Annotated in this window: 15 protein-coding genes, 1 tRNA gene and 1 pseudogene; 3 read left to right on the top strand and 14 right to left on the bottom strand. The window is 71.3% G+C overall.

The annotated features are described in order from the left end of the window. Positions 1–16 precede the first annotated feature (16 nt). Positions 17–976 (bottom strand): D-2-hydroxyacid dehydrogenase, encoded by a 960-nt coding sequence (locus tag LZ604_RS28160; protein WP_234518477.1) that lies wholly within the window; start codon positions 974–976, stop codon positions 17–19. 323 nt (positions 977–1299) lie between these two features. Here LZ604_RS28160 and LZ604_RS28155 point away from each other — a divergent pair, with 323 nt between their 5' ends. Continuing rightward, positions 1300–2061 (top strand): maleate cis-trans isomerase family protein, encoded by a 762-nt coding sequence (locus tag LZ604_RS28155; protein WP_234518476.1) that lies wholly within the window; start codon positions 1300–1302, stop codon positions 2059–2061. A gap of 108 nt (positions 2062–2169) precedes the next feature. Then, a complete protein-coding gene (locus LZ604_RS28150; protein ID WP_234518474.1) occupies positions 2170–3252 on the top strand; it encodes an LLM class flavin-dependent oxidoreductase in 1083 nt (360 codons plus the stop codon). Here LZ604_RS28150 and LZ604_RS28145 read toward each other — a convergent pair. Next, positions 3231–5186, bottom strand: a complete 1956-nt coding sequence (locus LZ604_RS28145) for a putative bifunctional diguanylate cyclase/phosphodiesterase (RefSeq protein ID WP_267971929.1) — start codon at positions 5184–5186, stop codon at positions 3231–3233. The two genes, LZ604_RS28150 and LZ604_RS28145, sit on opposite strands and share 22 nt — an antisense overlap. Positions 5187–5659: 473 nt before the next feature. On the opposite strand from LZ604_RS28145, the gene LZ604_RS28140 reads away from it, so the two are divergent. Then, positions 5660–7030: a M6 family metalloprotease domain-containing protein gene (locus LZ604_RS28140; protein ID WP_234518471.1), complete on the top strand. Its 1371-nt coding sequence runs from the start codon at positions 5660–5662 to the stop codon at positions 7028–7030. 212 nt (positions 7031–7242) lie between these two features. Here the strand turns inward: LZ604_RS28140 and LZ604_RS28135 are convergent. The 12 genes and pseudogenes from LZ604_RS28135 to LZ604_RS28080 form a co-directional block, all read right to left on the bottom strand. Next, positions 7243–7316 (bottom strand) — tRNA-Lys (locus LZ604_RS28135). Next, complete coding sequence (locus tag LZ604_RS28130; protein WP_234518469.1) at positions 7307–7915, bottom strand: bifunctional DNA primase/polymerase; 609 nt, start codon at positions 7913–7915, stop codon at positions 7307–7309. The genes LZ604_RS28135 and LZ604_RS28130 overlap by 10 nt, the downstream gene beginning before the upstream one ends. Before the next feature lie 133 nt (positions 7916–8048). Next, a complete protein-coding gene (locus tag LZ604_RS28125) occupies positions 8049–8414 on the bottom strand; it encodes a DUF8844 domain-containing protein (RefSeq protein WP_234518467.1) in 366 nt (121 codons plus the stop codon). A 683-nt stretch (positions 8415–9097) separates the two neighbouring features. Continuing rightward, the gene (locus tag LZ604_RS28120) at positions 9098–9583 is read right to left on the bottom strand and encodes a hypothetical protein (protein WP_234518465.1); all 486 of its coding nucleotides are present in this window, start codon (positions 9581–9583) and stop codon (positions 9098–9100) included. An 83-nt stretch (positions 9584–9666) separates the two neighbouring features. Next, positions 9667–9891, bottom strand: a complete 225-nt coding sequence (locus LZ604_RS28115; protein ID WP_234518463.1) for a DUF397 domain-containing protein — start codon at positions 9889–9891, stop codon at positions 9667–9669. 104 nt (positions 9892–9995) lie between these two features. Continuing rightward, on the bottom strand, positions 9996–10244 hold the full coding sequence (locus LZ604_RS28110; RefSeq protein WP_234518461.1) for a hypothetical protein: 249 nt from the start codon (positions 10242–10244) through the stop codon (positions 9996–9998). A gap of 256 nt (positions 10245–10500) precedes the next feature. Beyond that, positions 10501–11316 carry a helix-turn-helix domain-containing protein gene (locus tag LZ604_RS28105; protein WP_234518459.1) on the bottom strand — a complete coding sequence of 272 codons (816 nt, stop codon included), beginning with the start codon at positions 11314–11316 and terminating at the stop codon, positions 10501–10503. A gap of 25 nt (positions 11317–11341) precedes the next feature. Then, positions 11342–11878, bottom strand: a complete 537-nt coding sequence (locus LZ604_RS28100) for a DUF6879 family protein (protein ID WP_234518457.1) — start codon at positions 11876–11878, stop codon at positions 11342–11344. After that, entirely contained in the window at positions 11859–12077 is a 219-nt protein-coding gene (locus LZ604_RS28095) for a hypothetical protein (RefSeq protein ID WP_234518455.1), read from the bottom strand. Before LZ604_RS28095 ends, LZ604_RS28100 begins: the two co-directional genes overlap by 20 nt. 200 nt (positions 12078–12277) lie before the next feature. Beyond that, positions 12278–13624: an AAA domain-containing protein gene (locus LZ604_RS28090; RefSeq protein ID WP_234518569.1), complete on the bottom strand. Its 1347-nt coding sequence runs from the start codon at positions 13622–13624 to the stop codon at positions 12278–12280. 2 nt (positions 13625–13626) lie between these two features. After that, positions 13627–15285 (bottom strand): hypothetical protein, encoded by a 1659-nt coding sequence (locus LZ604_RS28085; RefSeq protein ID WP_234518454.1) that lies wholly within the window; start codon positions 15283–15285, stop codon positions 13627–13629. After that, positions 15276–15951: pseudogene (locus tag LZ604_RS28080) on the bottom strand (hypothetical protein); the annotation flags it as partial. The gene LZ604_RS28085 and the pseudogene LZ604_RS28080, both read right to left, overlap by 10 nt.

Here is a 15951-nt window from a genome sequence, read left to right as displayed (position 1 = left end):
GGCGTGCGGTGCGGGCTCAGTAGCCGGGGACGTAGCCGCGTTGCTTGTCGACCACGTTCGGCAGGGACTTGCCGGCCTCCCAGCGGTCGTACAACTCGACGAACTGGCGGCCGAGTTCGTCGGACCGGCCGACCGTGTTGCCGGCCATGCACGGGGACAGCAGCAGCCCCGGGACCTGCCACAACGGGCTGTCGGGGGCGAGAGGTTCACGTCGGAGCACGTCCAGTGCCGCCCCGGCGATCCACCGCTTCGACAGCGCCCCGACGAGCGCCTCCTCGTCCACCAGCGCGCCATGGGCGACGTTGATGAAACGGGCCGAGGGCTGCATCATCCCGAAGCGGCGGGTGTCGAACATGCCGTACGTCCGCTCGGTGAGCGGTGCCGCCGCGATCACCCAGTCGGCGCGGGCGATCAGCCGGTCGAGATCCGCCGGACCGTGTATGCCGGTGCGCGGGACGCGTCCCACGACCGACGCCGTGACGCCGAGCGTCTTGAGCGTACGGGCTATCGCGCGCCCGATCGGCCCGGAACCCACCACGCACGCGCGTGTGCCCCCGACCCGTGTCACCTCACGCGGCCGCCACTCCCTTACCCGTTGCAGGTCCCAGGTGCGCGGCAGGTCCTTGGCCATCGACAGGACGAGCCCGGCCACGTACTCGGCCACGGGCCGGTCGAAGACTCCCCGCGCGTTCGTCACCACGGTGTCGGAGGCGGTGAGTTCGGGGCACATCAGATGGTCCACGCCCGTGCTCGCCGTGTGCACCCAGCGCGGCCGCGGGCCGTCACCCGGCCAGGCCTCGCGCACCGCGTCCGTGGGGAAGTCCCACACCAGCAGAACGTCGGCATACGGCAGCCGGCCGGCCAGCGCGGAGGCGTCCACGTGCTCGATCCGCGCCCGCCCCGTGAGCCGGCCGAGCCGGGGCAGCGGTTCGGCGTCGAGGACGAGCAGCGTGGGGCCCGGTGGGGGAGCGGTCATGCGGGAACCGTTTCTCCCTTCGGCGACGGCCGCCCGAGCGGCCGACCGGGCGTCTGACATGCACCGATTGACCACACTCGCACCCGATGCCGGCGCCGTCAACACGGTCGGTACGCGCCGTCCGGCACCCCCGTGCCCAGGTTCGTCCGGCACCGCCGCCCGGTGCGCGGCCCGGCGCCTGGGCCGACCGGGTTCGGCCAACCGGGTGAGGAGGGGAAGGCCCCCGCGCTACCTGGGTACCCGGGCCGTGGGTCCGCTCCGGACCCTGCCGAAGGAGGCGGCACACCGGGACCCGTACCGCCGGAAGAACAGGAAGGTTGGGCATGACCGCACTCGGATTCCTCTACCCGGGCCACCACGCCGAGGACGACTATCCGCGCATGGAGCAGTTGCTGGGCAGCGACATCCGGGTGGACGTCGTGCACACCGACGATGCCGAGGAAGCACGCCTGGCGCAGGCGCTGACGAGGGGCGCCCTCCTGGGCGGGGGCGAGCGCCCGGAGGACGGCGTACCGCGGCTGCTCGCGGCGGGCGTCGAGGAACTGCGGCTCGCGGGGGCGGAGACGGTGGTGTGGGCATCCACCGGCGGCAGCTTCGTCCACGGCTGGGAGGGCGCCCACGAACAGGTGCGCGCCCTCGCGCTCGCTGCCGGAATGCCGGCCTCCGCCACCTCCTTCGCCTTTGTGCACGCGGTGCGCGAGATCGGGGCGCGTCGGGTGGCGGTCGCGGCGACGTACCCGGACGACGTGGCGGAACTGTTCGCCGGGTTCCTGCGGGCGGCGGGCGTGGAGGTGGTGTCGGTGCACGGCGCGGGCGCCACCCGGGACGAGGTGAGCACATGGGGCGCGCGGGAGGTGCTGGCGCTGGCCCGCGAGGGCGACCACCCCGACGCCCATGCGGTGCTGCTCCCCGACACGGCCCTGCACACCGCCGCGTGCCTCACGGAGCTGGAGAAGGTGCTGATCAAGCCGGTTCTCACGGCGAACCAGGTCACGATGTGGGAGGCCCTGCGCCTGGTGGACCGCCGGGTGAACGCACCGACCCTGGGGTCGCTGTTCACCAAGGAGCCGGTGATCCAGGTCTGACGGGCGTCCCGAGGCCGGCCCGGGAACCGCCGCGCCGCCCGGGAATAACCGGGGACTGCCTCCTGTTCTGCACCGGAAGATGCGCCGCACAACTCAGGAGGCAACCCGGTGGACGAGATCCGAGGCACGGCACAGGGCACCGCTCCCGTCCCCCTCTCGGTACTGGACCTGGTCACGGTCGGAGCGGGCCACACCGCCTCCGACGCCCTGCGCACCAGCGTCACCCTCTCGCGCCTCACGGAGTCCCGCGGCTTCCACCGCTACTGGGTCGCCGAACACCACTCCATGCCGGGCGTGGCCTCCTCCTCGCCCGCCGTGATCCTCGCCCATCTCGCCGCCCACACCGACCGCATCCGCCTCGGCTCCGGCGGCGTGATGCTGCCCAACCACGCCCCGCTGGCCATCGCCGAGCAGTTCGGCACGCTGGAGGCCATGGCCCCCGGCCGTGTCGACCTCGGTCTCGGCCGCGCCCCGGGCACCGACGGCGCCACCGCCGCCGCGCTGCGCCGCACGGACCGGCTGAACGAGGGCGCCGACGATTTCCCCCAGCAGCTCGCCGAACTGACCCGCTTTCTCGACGACGACTTCCCGGACGGCCACCCCTACGCCCGCATCCACGCGGTCCCGGGCCCGGTGCAGGCCACCTCCCCGGGCGGCGTCCAGTCCCCGCACCGACCCCCGATCTGGCTGCTGGGCTCCTCGGGGTTCAGCGCCCGCCTGTCCGGCATGCTCGGCCTGCCCTTCGCCTTCGCCCACCACTTCTCGGCGCAGAACACCATCCCGGCGCTCGATCTGTACCGCGAGTCCTTCCGTCCCTCCGAAGTTCTGGACGCCCCCTACGCCCTCATCGGCGTCAGCGCGCTCGCCACCGAAGAGGAGAAGGAGGCCCGCCGCCAGGTGCGGGCGGGTGCGCTGAGCATGCTGCGGCTGCGCAGCGGCCGGCCCGGTCTCTTCCCCGCCCCGGAGGAGGCCGAGGGGGAGCAGCTCGGGCCGCTGGAGGAGGAGTTCATCCGGTCCTGGTCCGCCAACGTCGTCCACGGCACCCCGGACGAGGTGCGCGCCGGCCTGGACGACCTCCAGAAGCGCACGGGCGCGGACGAGTTGATGATCACCTCCCACGCCCACCGGGGTGAGCTGCGCGTGCGCTCGTACGAACTGATCGCGGACGCCTACGGGCTGCCGGTTTCCTGAGCGCGGCGGGATGTCGTCGCTCGGGCGACGGCATCCCGCCGGTCAGGGTGTCCGCAGGCCTCCGCCTCCACCAGCTCCGAGATGCGGTCCGGCGGCACGGGCCGCGAGTACAGCCAGCCCTGACCGGTGTCGCAGCCGATCCGGCGCAGCCGGCTGGCCTGCGCGGAGGTCTCCACGCACTCCGCGGTGACCGTCAGACCCAGCCGGTGGGCGAGACGGATCATGGCCTCGACGACGACCTCGTCGGCGGGGTTGGGATGGGCGTCCGTGCCCTCGTACTGGAAACCGCGGACGAACGAGCCGTCCAGCTTGAGCACGGACACCGGCAGCCGGCTGAGGTAGGCCAGGTTCGAATAGCCGGTGCCGAAGTCGTCGATGGCGATGCGCACCCCCATGTCGCTGAGTGCCTGGAGCGCCTGGAGCGGCCGGCCGGCCGAGCCCATGACGGCGGACTCGGTCAGCTCCAACTGGAGCAGGTGCGGGGCGAGTCCGGTCTCCGCGAGGGTTCCGGCCACGTCCGTCACCAGGTCGGAATCCCATACCTGACGCACCGCCACGTTCACACTGACGAAGATCGGCGGTTCGTCCGGGCGTTCCAGCTGCCAGCGGCGGGCCTGGCGGCAGGCGGTCTTCAGCACCCAGCGCCCGAGCTGCACGATCGAGCCGTCCTCCTCCGCCAGTCCGATGAACCGATTCGGCGTCAGCGTGCCGAACTGGGGGTGATGCCAGCGCACCAGCGCCTCGACCCCGCGCACCCGTCCGTCCTCCATGCCCACGAGCGGCTGGTACTCCAGGGCGAACTCGCCCCGCTCGATGGCCGGACGCAGACCGGAGGAGAGGGCCTGGCGGGTCATGCGATGGGCGTTGCGCTCGGGGTCGAAGAGGGTCCAGCGGGACTTTCCGTCGGCCTTCGCCCAGTACAGCGTCGTATCGGCCGCCTGCATCAGACCGGTTGCCGTGGTCCCGGTCGCATGCCGCTCCACCACCCCGATGGACGCGGAGACCGACAGCCGCTGCCCGGCCAGATCGAAGGGCGCCTGCAGCGCCTTGAGCACCGACTCGGCCAGCTCGGCGAGTTGGTCGGTACCCGTCGAGTCCTCGACGAGCAGGGCGAATTCGTCGCCGCCGAGCCGGGCCACCAGGGGAGTGGTGGTCCGGGCGCGTCCCGCCTCGTCCGCGCACTGCGTCAGACGGTCCGCCACGGCCGCGAGCAGCCGGTCGCCGACGCGGTGGCCGAGGGTGTCGTTGACCGCCTTGAAGCCGTCGAGGTCCAGGTAGCACAGCCCGATCCGGCCGGTGCCGCTCTCCTCGTAGGACTCCGCCTCCAGCGCGGCCGACAGACGTTCGAAGAACAGGGTGCGGTTGGGCAGCCGGGTCACCGGGTCGTGCATCTGCAAATGGCGCAGCCGGGACTGGAGTTCACGCCGGGCGCTGACATCGGTGACCGAGAGCAGGACGGCCTTCTCGGCCTCGGGCAGTGGGGTGACGGTCACCTGCACCCACAGCGAGTGCCCGTCGGGATGCTTGATGCGGCGCGTGCAGCGCAGCCGGGCCTGGCGTCCGCGGAGCACCTCGCGGTACGCGTGCCAGGTGCGGGCGTCGGAGGACAGGTCGACCAGGTCGGCGGCGACCTTGCCGGGCAGCCCGTCCGTGCCGGTGCCGAGCAGCTCGCCCAGCGCCTGGTTGGCGGTGACCACCTGGCCGTCCCGGGCGACGACCGCCATCGCGAGCGGCGCGGCGGCGAACACGGCGTCGAAGGAGGTGGATCGGGGATCCGGGGAGAGGGAGAGGGGTGGCGGCGCGTCCGCGGGAGGCGAAAGCGGATACCCCCCGAGGAGGGGCGGTGGTGCGGGCGTACCGGATGACGTGCTGTCGTGACCCTCTGTGACGACCGGGCCGACGAGGTCTGCCGCGGGCGTCGGCCCTTCGGACATTCCGCTCACCGCTCGCTCCCGCAGTGCACTCGTTCTTCGTACGGATCTCGTGGGTCTCGTCGGGGTCGACGGCCGCGTGGTGAGCGGCCGTACAAGCCGTGTTCGTGCAGGAAAGTGTGCCGATCATAGAGGCTGACCCAGGGGCCTTCCAGCCGCTGTCCAGTCTTCCGGAACGAGCACATGTTCTGACAGATCGTTTCTGCTCGCACCTCACGCGGGTCCATCAGGCCGCCTACGACTGTGACGTTCCGTGAGTATTCGGGGCGTCGGCCCACGTCGGCCGCCCCCTCCGTGCTCGTGCGCCCTTGCGTGCTCCCGCCCCGCACTGCGCCTCCCCCCGCCGTCACGGTTCCCTTCTGGGCTTTCCCCCGACTGACGGCCTCTCACCCTTCTGGGGCAGGCAAACAGGACGTAGTAATACAAGTAGGACAAGGCTGGGTGCGGAGTTGCCCAAAACGCACCCGGAGGTCGACGTGCCGTGTCCGCTCCCCAGCAGGGGCCTCAGTCACGAGGCCCCGCGGCGACGTGTCCGGAGCCGGGCGCCCCTTCTGCGCAAGACGGTGGCCGCGGCCACCTCGATGACGGCGCTGGCCGCGACCTCGCTCGTCACGGGTCCCGCGGTGTTCGGCTCCCTCGGGGCGGCCTGCCAGCTCACCCGCAGCCAGGCGCACCACTCGGAGGGTGTCGACACCTGGAACGCCGCCTACACACGCCCCACCCGGCCGCTGGACGCGGTCCTGGTGTTCCTGTCCTTCCCGGACTCCACGCCGACGACCACGCCGGCCGAACTGACCTCCGACTACTTCCCGGCGACCAGCCGCTTCTTCGACCGCGCCTCCTACGGCCGGTTCACGGTGCATCCGCATCCGCTGGACCACTGGATCCGGATGCCCCGCCCGTCGCCCTCGTACGCCGTACGACGTGACTGGGACCCCGAGCACCGGAGCGCGTACCTGCGCGACGCACTCGCGGTTTCCGACAGGGAGGTCGACTTCTCGCGGTACGACGTCGTGTACTTCGTAGCGGATCCGGACGCGCCCGGCATCGACTCCGACGCCACGAAGGTGGTCAATCTGGAGACGCCGCTGCACGCCGACGGCGCGGACGTCCGCCGGGTGGTCACGGTCTTCGAGAAACATCCGCCCGACCATCTGGTGCTCGCCCACGAGACGGGGCACGTCTTCGACCTGCCCGACCTCTACCACCGGCCCGTGGACGGCAAGGGCGACTGGGACACCTATGTCGGCGACTGGGACCTCATGGGCAGCCAGTTCGGACTGGCTCCGGATCTTTTCGCCTGGCACAAGTGGAAGCTGGGCTGGCTCGACGACCGGCAGGTGGTGTGCGTACGGGGCAGGGGCAGCAAGCGGCTGACCCTGGAGCCGCTGGCGGCGGGGGAGCAGGGGGTGCCGGAGGTGGCGGTGAACGCGGGTGCGCCCCCGGCCTCCGGGACTACGGGGGCTGCGGGGGCGCCGCCCCTGGGGCCCGGCGTGCAGGCGTTCGGGTCAGGGCACGGCACCAAGCTGGCGGTCGTCCGCACCGGGGTCGACAGTGTGCTCGCCCTCGAGGCCCGCGATGCCATGGGGAACGACAGCGCGACCTGCACCCAGGGCGTCCTCGTCTACCGCGTCCACGGGGACACGGCCTCGGGCGGCGGCCCGATCGAGGTCCTCGACGCCCATCCGCACTCGGCGGCCTGCTGGAACACCTCGGTGTACCCGTCCCTCGCGGACGCCCCCCTGGACGTGGGGGAGAGCTTCACCGTGCCCGACGACAGGGTGCGGGTGGATGTGGAGGACCGAACGCCCACGGGCGCGTGGACGGTACGGGTCACCAGGGAGTGAGCGGCGGAGCGGGGTATGGGCGGAGTCGCCATGGCGGGCGACGGGGCACGGGGCACGGGCCACGGGTGGCGGATGGCGGGGGAGTGGGCGGTTCCTGCGCCGTTTGGGGGGTGTGGGTGGCGGAGCCCCCACTGCGCGCGGCGGAGCCGCGCAAAAACGACGATGGCGAGCCGGTTCGCGCTTTCCGCGAACACGACTCGCCATCGCCATCGTGCGCCGCCAGGGACTCGAACCCCGGACCCGCTGATTAAGAGTCAGCTGCTCTAACCAACTGAGCTAGCGGCGCCTGCTGACGTCGTAGACATTAGCACCCTGGTCGGCGGGAGGAAAAATCGATATCCGTACGGCGGTGGAGGCCGCGGCGCGGGCCGCCCGGACCGCGGCCCACAGGACGACCTCGGGCCCGGGAAGCCACGGGTGACGGGTGTCGGGCGCGACGAGCCAGCGGGACTCGGCGCGGCTTCCGGAGCCACCGCGCACAGGGGCCGGGAGGCTGATCGCGGGGACGGTGACGGCGTCCCCGGGGCCATGGCACAGCAGCGGCGGTACCGCATGGGCGCGGCCGCCCCACTCCTCCCAGTCCAGTAGTGCGGGCAGTCGCCGGGCCGCGCCGGGCGCCGCGAACAGCAGGATGCGCCCCCGGTGCTCGGCCACCGGCCCGGAGCCCGGCCCCTCGCCCCAGAGCCGGTCGAGCATGCGCCGCCCGAAGATCGCGGGGGCGCTGACGACGTCGAACGCGGTACCGCAGGGCAGTACGACCCGGCCGGTGGGCCGTTCCCCCCAGTACACCGACGCACTACGCGGATACGTTCCTGCGGAGGCGAGCCAGGCGGCGCCCTCCGAGGTCGGGAGGGAGGGTTCGGTGAACGGCGTGCGACTGCTCATGAAAGCCAGATGTACCCGGAGTGAGCGGTGGGTTCCGTAGGGTTGCGGAAAACCGGGACGGCCGGGGGCGGAGCGGCGTATCGTGCCACCGCATATGCCAGAAGATCATTCTTTCGAGCCGCGTGGCGGACGTTCAGCCCAGGCTCTCCGGCCCGCTCGTCTCCTTGCCCCGCAGCAGGTCCTGTCCGAACTCCACCATCTTCTTCGCGTAGTCCTCGGTCCACTCCGCCTGCTCGGCGATCGCCGCCGGTGTCAGCCGGTCGAAGCGGCGCGGATCGGCGAGCTGGGCGGCGGCGATCGCCTGGTACTCCACGGCACGGTCCGTGGCCGCGCGGAACGCCTGCGTCAGCTCGGTCGCCCGCGCGAGCAGCGCCCGCGGGTCGTCGATCGACTCCAGGTCGAAGAAGTGCTCAGGGTCGGAGGCCGCCTCCGCGGGCTCGAAGAGCAGGGGCGCGGGGCGTAGCCGCGGCTCGTTCCGACGCGGCGTGGGCTCCGCCATGTCTTCTCCTCCTCATACGGTTCGGATGGCGCCCCCTTCGGGTGGGCCACCGTCCATTGTCTCGCGGCGGCGCAAGGGCGCGGGAACGAGCGGGACGCGCCCGCTCGCGCCCCGCGCGCCGCACCGCTTCCCATGTCTCAAGGCCGCCGGGCCGGGCGATGTTCCCCCCTGGTCACCGGGCCGCCGTCGCCCGACCGGTCAGGGCCGCCACGTCACCCGTTGCTCGGACAGATGTACAGCACCGCGTGATCGGCCTCCCGGCCCTGGGGAGACATGCGGGTCCCGGACGTGCGGCGTATCAGCCGTGACACCGAGGACGGCTCCTCCCCCGGCGCAGCAGGGCGGAGCCGGGACGTGCGCGCCCTCGTGGTCGAAGAGGTGTGGACGGAAGCACTCCGCAGGGTGAGGCGGGGCGGGACCTGTCCGATGCCTACGGCGGGGCGACGGTCCGGCCGCGTGTGATCACGCTTGCGGAGGACGCCCCGCCGCCGTGGCGGATCGTGCGCCGATACGCCCGCGGGTTGCGGCCGGCCCGGCAGCGCCCGAGTGCCCGGAGACGGTGGATGCCGTCCGCCGCCTCAGGTACTCCGTACGTGGGCGCGACGGCCGCCGAGGTCAGGGAACTGCTCTGATCAACCGAACGAGACCCGGCCTTTGTGGCCGGGGCTTCTTTGTTGCTTCGGCTAGGTGACTGGGCAGGGCAGTTCAGCGTTCGCCCGATTCGGGGAACAGGTCACCACTGCCAGGGACAGATACGACGGACGTTCCAGGTAGAAGCCGTACGACACATCAGCACCTGAGTGCAGTTGTTCGGCAGCAGCGTTCACCAGCCGAGCCAGCCGCGTAGTGTCACCGTCCCTCTCTGACGCGAACCGAGGCGCGTACTCGGCCAGCCGCTCACCGAGCCATGACGCGGCCTCCTTCGCCTCACCCCATGTGCCACGAACCAAGGAACGCGGCTTGATCAGCCAGTACGCCGTTTCGATGGGCGGTAGGTCAGATGTCGGAAACTCCGCCACCACTTCCCGATAGCGCTTGAGCAACTGCTCTGCCTTCACGTCCTCATCGGACACTGGAGCCGGTGGGGGCTCGGGGTGTGGGGGCCGTCGTAGCGCTTCCTGGTCGAAGCGCTCTTTCGGGCCGGTCCATAGATAGCCGTGATGGTGCACGAGTCGTTCCCGTTCGACGGGTGCCAGCCGGGCCGGACCCAGGGACGGGGGATGGACCCGGCCCGGCTGGGGAGGGGGGAGGATCAGACGTTCAGGCCGAAGCGCGCCAGGTCGATCCCGGCCGCGTCCAGCTCCTCCGTGGTGAACCGCAGCGGCTGTGCGTCCGGCCGCTTGCTGTCACCGAGGGCCCACGCGTCGTCGCCGATGCGGGCCAGGGTCACGCACCCTTCGGTGCAGGGGCCACCGCACGCCTTCACGAACGAGGCCCCGTCGATGTCGAGTGCGTACAGGTCGGTTCCGTTCAGCATCACTGCACCTTCCTGCTCAACTGATCGCGGCCATGGCTGACCGCCGCCGCCCATGTCAGACGGGAGTTTCAAGGGGGAGAGGCAGGCGCGAGATACGCCGGGAACTACGACCGGGTTCCGCTGGACGCGGCTGCCAGGCTCGGAGCCTCAGCCGCGATGCGCAGCGCTTCCGCTATCCGCTCGACGTGCTCGGCAGAGAGCATCCTCACATGCACGAACGGCGCGCCCTGATGGGTGAGCATCGGCTGGAGGTGCCGCCGCACACGTTCAGGAAGGCCGAGAGCGGCCAGTGCTTCGCGGAGTGGGTTGGTGGCGTTGTCCGCCCGGCTGCGGCTGTCTCGCCACGTCTGCATTTCCATCAGTGCGCCTCCGCCTGGTGCTCGCGCAGCCTGACGTTGCTGTCGGACACTGCGCTGTAGTCACCTGTGGAACGGGCGTTCTCCCTGGCGACCGAATGGGAAAGGCAAGTCGGGCACCCGGGAACGGCAGACGGCTCGCGCGGCAACTCGGTCAGGCATGACCATTCAGCAGTAATGCCCCTGCGCTCCGAGTTTTTCGGTTTACTCTCCATAACGCCATCATTGCCCTTCAATGGGCCTGTGTGGAGCGCTAGTTACGTTGACGCATAAAGTGGCCGGCTGTCTGTTCCAGGAAGGAAGAAGCGTCGTCACCGGTCAGTGCGTGCGACCAGAAGAGTTCGAACAAGCCAAGGTGCTGGGTTATGTCCCGAGGGTCGCGCAATACGACTTCACCGGAGAATAGTTCGACGGTCACCAGGCGGTCGTCGTAGACCACGAAGATGTTCATGGGGGTACCGGGAACTTGCACCCCCTGCGGAAATATCCCGATCTCGACGTTGGGTTTCCTGTTGACCTCGGCCATGTGTGAGCACTGAGCCGCCATGGCCTTGATACTCGCCCGTTGCCACTTGACGGCTTGTTCTGTCATGAGGAACCGAAACGAGCGCGATGTGTCGTCCAGGATGGCCTGACGGTCCATGCGAGCCTGCACGGCCCGTGTAACGTCCCTGGCCGGGTCACTGGCCACCGTGGGGGAAAGTGTCTCGACGGCGTACTCACGCACGTGCAGCAGACCGGTGGGGATGGCGGGGAGGAAGTGCCGCATCACCCGGGAGGAAGACTCAAGGGCTCGTAGCTCGGCCTGCTTGTGATACAGACCAACGCGCGCATAAGCGCGCCAGGATGCATAGTCGACGTTGGCTCGGCGTGCCAGTCGAAGAAGTTCGTCAGCCACCTCGTCAGGCACTGCGAGCGCTTTGAGGATGCGCTCAACGTCGATGACCGTCGGGAGAGCGCGGCCGGTTTCAATGCGACTGATCTTCGTTTGGCTCATGTTGCAGCGCAGCGCCAGGCGTTCGCCGCTGAGACCGGAAGCACGACGGAGACCCCGAAGGGCCTCCGCCAAATCCTTCCGTTCCCGTGCTTGTGTCTCAGGTTCGATAGGCACTGAACGGTACGGCACTTTCTAGCGCGAGATCCCGCCACGCGAGATACTTGTCGATGTCCGGGTTCTGGATCAGTTCCCGATTGATCTGCGTTCCGTCGGGACGGTAGTTGAGATGCACCACGGTCGATTCATCGAACAGCCAGAAATCCTGCTCAGGCAGTCCGGGGTTCGGTCGCTCGGTCAAATCAACTATTTGGTAGTTCTCCCCGGCGGCGACGTTTCCGGGGATGCACCACTCGAACAGATAGCGGCTGTACGGCGTGAGCGGTCGGCGCACGACCTTGGCGCGGGTCATCGTCCGACCGGCTGCCGCATGGCCGCGAATCGTCTGGTGCCATGGCGCATTGAAGCCATCGGGCATCGAAGCACCGGCGAGGAAGTCACGGACCGTCTCAGCCTCTGCGGGCATGGTGTAGGTCTGGTGGACTTCCAGCCGGAACGCGGAGCGCTTGAAGTCGCGGAAGTACGCTTTCCACTCGTCGCCGTCCAGCAGCACGGGGCTAGAGCCATCCACGGGCACGCGCAGCCTCCTTGAGGATGTTTTCCGGGATCAGTACGACCGACTCACCTTCCGGCGTCGGGTGGGCCACGTCGTAGCCCTGGATGGCCAACATGTCCGGCTCGGGAGTGGCGTACACGGTCGGGCAGTCGCCGTTCCCGCACTTGTCGTCGCCGCCGCTCCTGCACGGCCCGCCGGCAATCATCCGCAGTTCGTCCACTGAGACCCCTCCGGTCTGTGTGGTCAGCAAGCTACGAACCGTGATACCCGACGGGCAAGGGTGACCCCTCGGCTAGTCACGAAGTCGCATAGACCCGTGGGTGTGAGTCACCCGCCGACACGCCTTGAGCAGGGGAGACGGCGCCCGGTCACACGCCTTGTGCATGGCCGGCCACGGCAAGCCCAACGTTGCGTAGAGCGTCAGGGCCGCCACGTCACCCGGTGCTCGGACAGATGTGCAAGCACCGCGTGGTTCGCCTCCCAGCCGTCCGGGAACCTCACCGTCACCCCCAACTGCACCGGCTCCGTCGAGGGGTGGTCGTCCAGCAGTTCCGTCACTCCCGCCCGGCACACCACGATGCACGCGTGCCGGTGCCGAGAGGCCAGCACGCACAGCCGCCCGGTCTCGAGGTGGAACGCCGTCGCGTCGGGGCGCCCCGACAGCGGATGCAGCACCACCGTCACATCGAACTCCCGGCCCTGCAGCCGGTTCGCCGTGTCCACCGTCACATCCGTCACCCCGAGGTCCGCCAGCGCGGAGCGCACCGCCGCGGCCTGGTCGCGGTGCGCCGTGCCGACCGCGATCCGGTCCGCGGTCAGCGGCACCGGATCCGCGGCGCGCTCGGAGACCGCCGCCCCGCCCCGGTCCAGCAGCCGCCGTACGACCGCCGCTACCGCCCGCACCGCCTCCGGGTCCGTGCGCGGGGTGTGCCGAGCGGGCAGCTCGAGCAGTCCCCAGCCCGTCTCCGCCGCCTCGTCGATCACCCGGTCGGGACCCGAGCCGTCCGAGGGCACGCCGAAAGACAGCCTTCGATCCCCGTGCCCGGTGCCACTGCGGAACGGCGTGTACGGATAGAACGCGTCCGACACCAGCGGCGCCGCCGACGCCGGCAACCGCCATGACACCGGCAGCCGGTGCTGCGGCAACTCGGGATTGTGAGCCAGAAGTGTGGTCACGGCCGACGCCGACGGGTCGTACGACAGGCCGGCCCACTGCTCCGCGCCGACGATCGCGAACGGGTCCAGCTGGCCCGGATCACCGACGAACAGCGCCCGTTCGAACAGGCCCGCCACCGCCAGCAGCGCGTCCGAGCGCATCTGGTACGCCTCGTCGACGATCGCGTGCCGCCATGGTTCGACGTCCTTGACGTGCGCCCACTTGGCGGCGGTCGAGATGACGACGTCCAGGCCGGCCAGATCTTTCGCCTTCGCCGACTTGCGGACGTTCGGCAGGTCGTCGAGGGCCTTGTCGTAGGGGTCGGGATCGCTGCTGTGCAGCCGGCCGACCGGGAGGCCGGGCTCCTTCTCCGCCAGCCGCAGCACCAGGTCGTCCACCTGTGCGTTGGTCTGCGCGATGACCATCAGCGGGCGCCCGGCGGACGCGAGTTCGAGTGCGGCCCGGACGACGAGCGTCGACTTCCCGGCGCCCGGCGGCGAGTCGACGACGACGCCCCGGTGTGCGCGGTGCAGCGTGTCGTTCAGGATCGCCTCGGTGGCCCGTGCGGCCGCGGCCCCGGGATCGAAGGCACTGCCCGGCCGGGCGAACACGGTCACAGCACGTCCTCCTCGGTCACCGGGTCCGGCTGGGGCGGCGCATCGGCCTCGCCCGGCGGCCCGCCATGGGTCCAGGGTGTCTCCTCCGGCTCGGGCAGCTTCGCCCCGCCGCGCTGCTCGTGCTCGAACAGCGTGAAGCAGACGCGGTCGCCCTTCTCCGGCACCGATCCGGCCTCCGGCTCCCTGCCGCGGCCCATCTTGTCGACGATCCGCAGCACCACGAGATCGGCCCCCGCGCCGCCCGGGTCGCGCCCCGCGCCGTTCCCGCCGTGTCCGCCCGGTCCCTCGCCGATCCACCCCTCGTATCCGACGAACTCGGCCGCCTGCGGCTTTCCGCCCAGCGACCGGTACACCTTCGCGCGCTCCCCGAGATGCGGCCGGTCCTCGGTCCGTACGGTCACCAGCGGGCGCGGGCTCGGACGCTTGCCCTCGCTGTACGCCATCACCACATCCGTGACCTCGCCCGCGAACGCCTCCCCGGCCAGTCTCCGCCCGGCCATCACGAGCGGGTCGTCGAGCGCCTCCTGGGCGTCCAGCCGGGACTGCTCACGCTCGCGCGTGGCGAGCTTGTTCGCCGCGGTGACCGCGTCGTCGCGGCGCGGCTGGGGCGGCTCCCCGGCGGCCACCCGGTCCCGGTGGCCGGTGAACGACCAGCGGTCGCGGGTCCACCGTTCCGCGACATGGGCTCCCTCCGGCAGCGCACGCAGCAGATCGAGCCCGCGCCACACGGCATCCCACGTCGGACGCATACGGCTCTCCACCAGCGCCCGGATCTGCCCTTCGGCGGCGGAGAGTTCACCGAACCGGTCGTCCGCCTCGACGCCGTCCTCCGCGGCGGCGAGGCGGGCCCGCGCGCGGTCGTAGCGCTCGATGGCGGGGGCGAGCAGCTTGTTGTCGAAGGCCGGGTCGGTGGCGGGTCCGGCCGGCGGGCACAGCAACTGGCCGTCCGCGTCCCGCGCCAGTTCCGCCCGCAGCGCCGCTCCCGCGCCCGAGATGCCCTCCGGCGGGTCGATCCAGGCGAGCAGCGCACCCAGGTGCTGGTCCTCCAGGCTCGACTGCCCGGTCGTCCAGTGACGCGCCAGCACCTCGGTGACGGCGAGCAGCAGCGAGGAGCCGGGCACCCGGGCGCGCTCCCCGAAGTGGGTGAGCCAGCGCCCGAGGAGTGGCACCCGTGGGGGCGCCGGATACGGGGCCTCGGGGTCCTGCTCGGCGGTGCGGCGGAACCGCATGGAGCGCCCCAGGAGCCGTACGAAGTCGATGCCGGCCCGGCTCGGCACGATCAGCTGCGGGGCGTCCGCGCACAGCTCGACCTCCACCTTGACCCGTTTGCCGGTCTCGGGATCGGTCTCGGTGCGCTCGGCGGCCTCGACCGCTTCGGCGTACCCGTCGACGTAGGGCAGGACGATGTCGGCGAGGGCGGCGAGGAACGCGAACCTGAGGTCGCGGTCGCGTGGCTGGGGTACGACGAGCAGCCGGGGCGTGTCCCGGTCGGTGCCGACGAGTGCGCCGAGCGGCGCCCCGGCCTCGCCGGCGGTGGTGAGCGGCACGAGGACGAGGGGGCGCTCGGACAGATGCCGGTGCCGGACGGTGGCGGCGGGCTGGGCACGCCCGGACCGCACGGCCTCCAGACGGGCGAGGGTGCCGATCAGTGACATGCGGCGTCCTCCCGGGTGGCGAGCGCCTCGGCACGCAAGCGCGCCGCCCGGCGCAGGGCCGCCACCGCCGGGTCGTCCGGGTCTCCGGCCGTCCCGTGGGCGGCGGCCAGGACGTCGTCCACCGTCCCGAGGCCGCCCAGCTCGGCGCGCAGCGAGCGCCCGTAGGACGTCACCGCGCCCTCGTCGCGGGCACGGGCGCGGCAGTGGAAGGCCATTTCGCAGGCGGCCAGGCACTCGGGCGCATAGGTCGCGGGAACCGAGTCGACGGCGGCGGCCAGCTCCTCCCGGGGAAGGTCGGGCGCGAAGCACGTGCCCTCGGGGAGGCCGTCCGCGATCTCCTCGATTCGCGTGAGGCGCGCCAGCTGGCGCCGGGTGACCGCACGCTGCTTGCGGATGTCCACGGGGGAGGCGGCAGGCAGATTGGAGAAGCCCTTGGGGCAGACCAACAGGATCCGGTGGCGCACCACGGGCCCGGGGGTGCCGTCGCTCCGCTCCGGCTCCGTTCCGCCTTGGGACCTCCGGGGCGCCTCAGCCGGCGTCGAGGGGGCGACCGTGCTCGACCCTCCGGGCCTCCGCGCGCTCACCCCCTCGACACCGTCGCGCCCCTGCGGCTCCGCGCCGCCTTCTGCGCTCCGCCTCCGGAGCGCCTCAGCCGGCGTCGAGGGG

Source organism: Streptomyces glomeratus, from assembly GCF_021462825.1.
Classification (GTDB): Bacteria; Actinomycetota; Actinomycetes; order Streptomycetales; family Streptomycetaceae; genus Streptomyces; species Streptomyces glomeratus.
The sequence above is the reverse complement of the archived record's forward strand: the minus strand, read 5'-3'. Positions and strand labels throughout refer to the sequence as shown.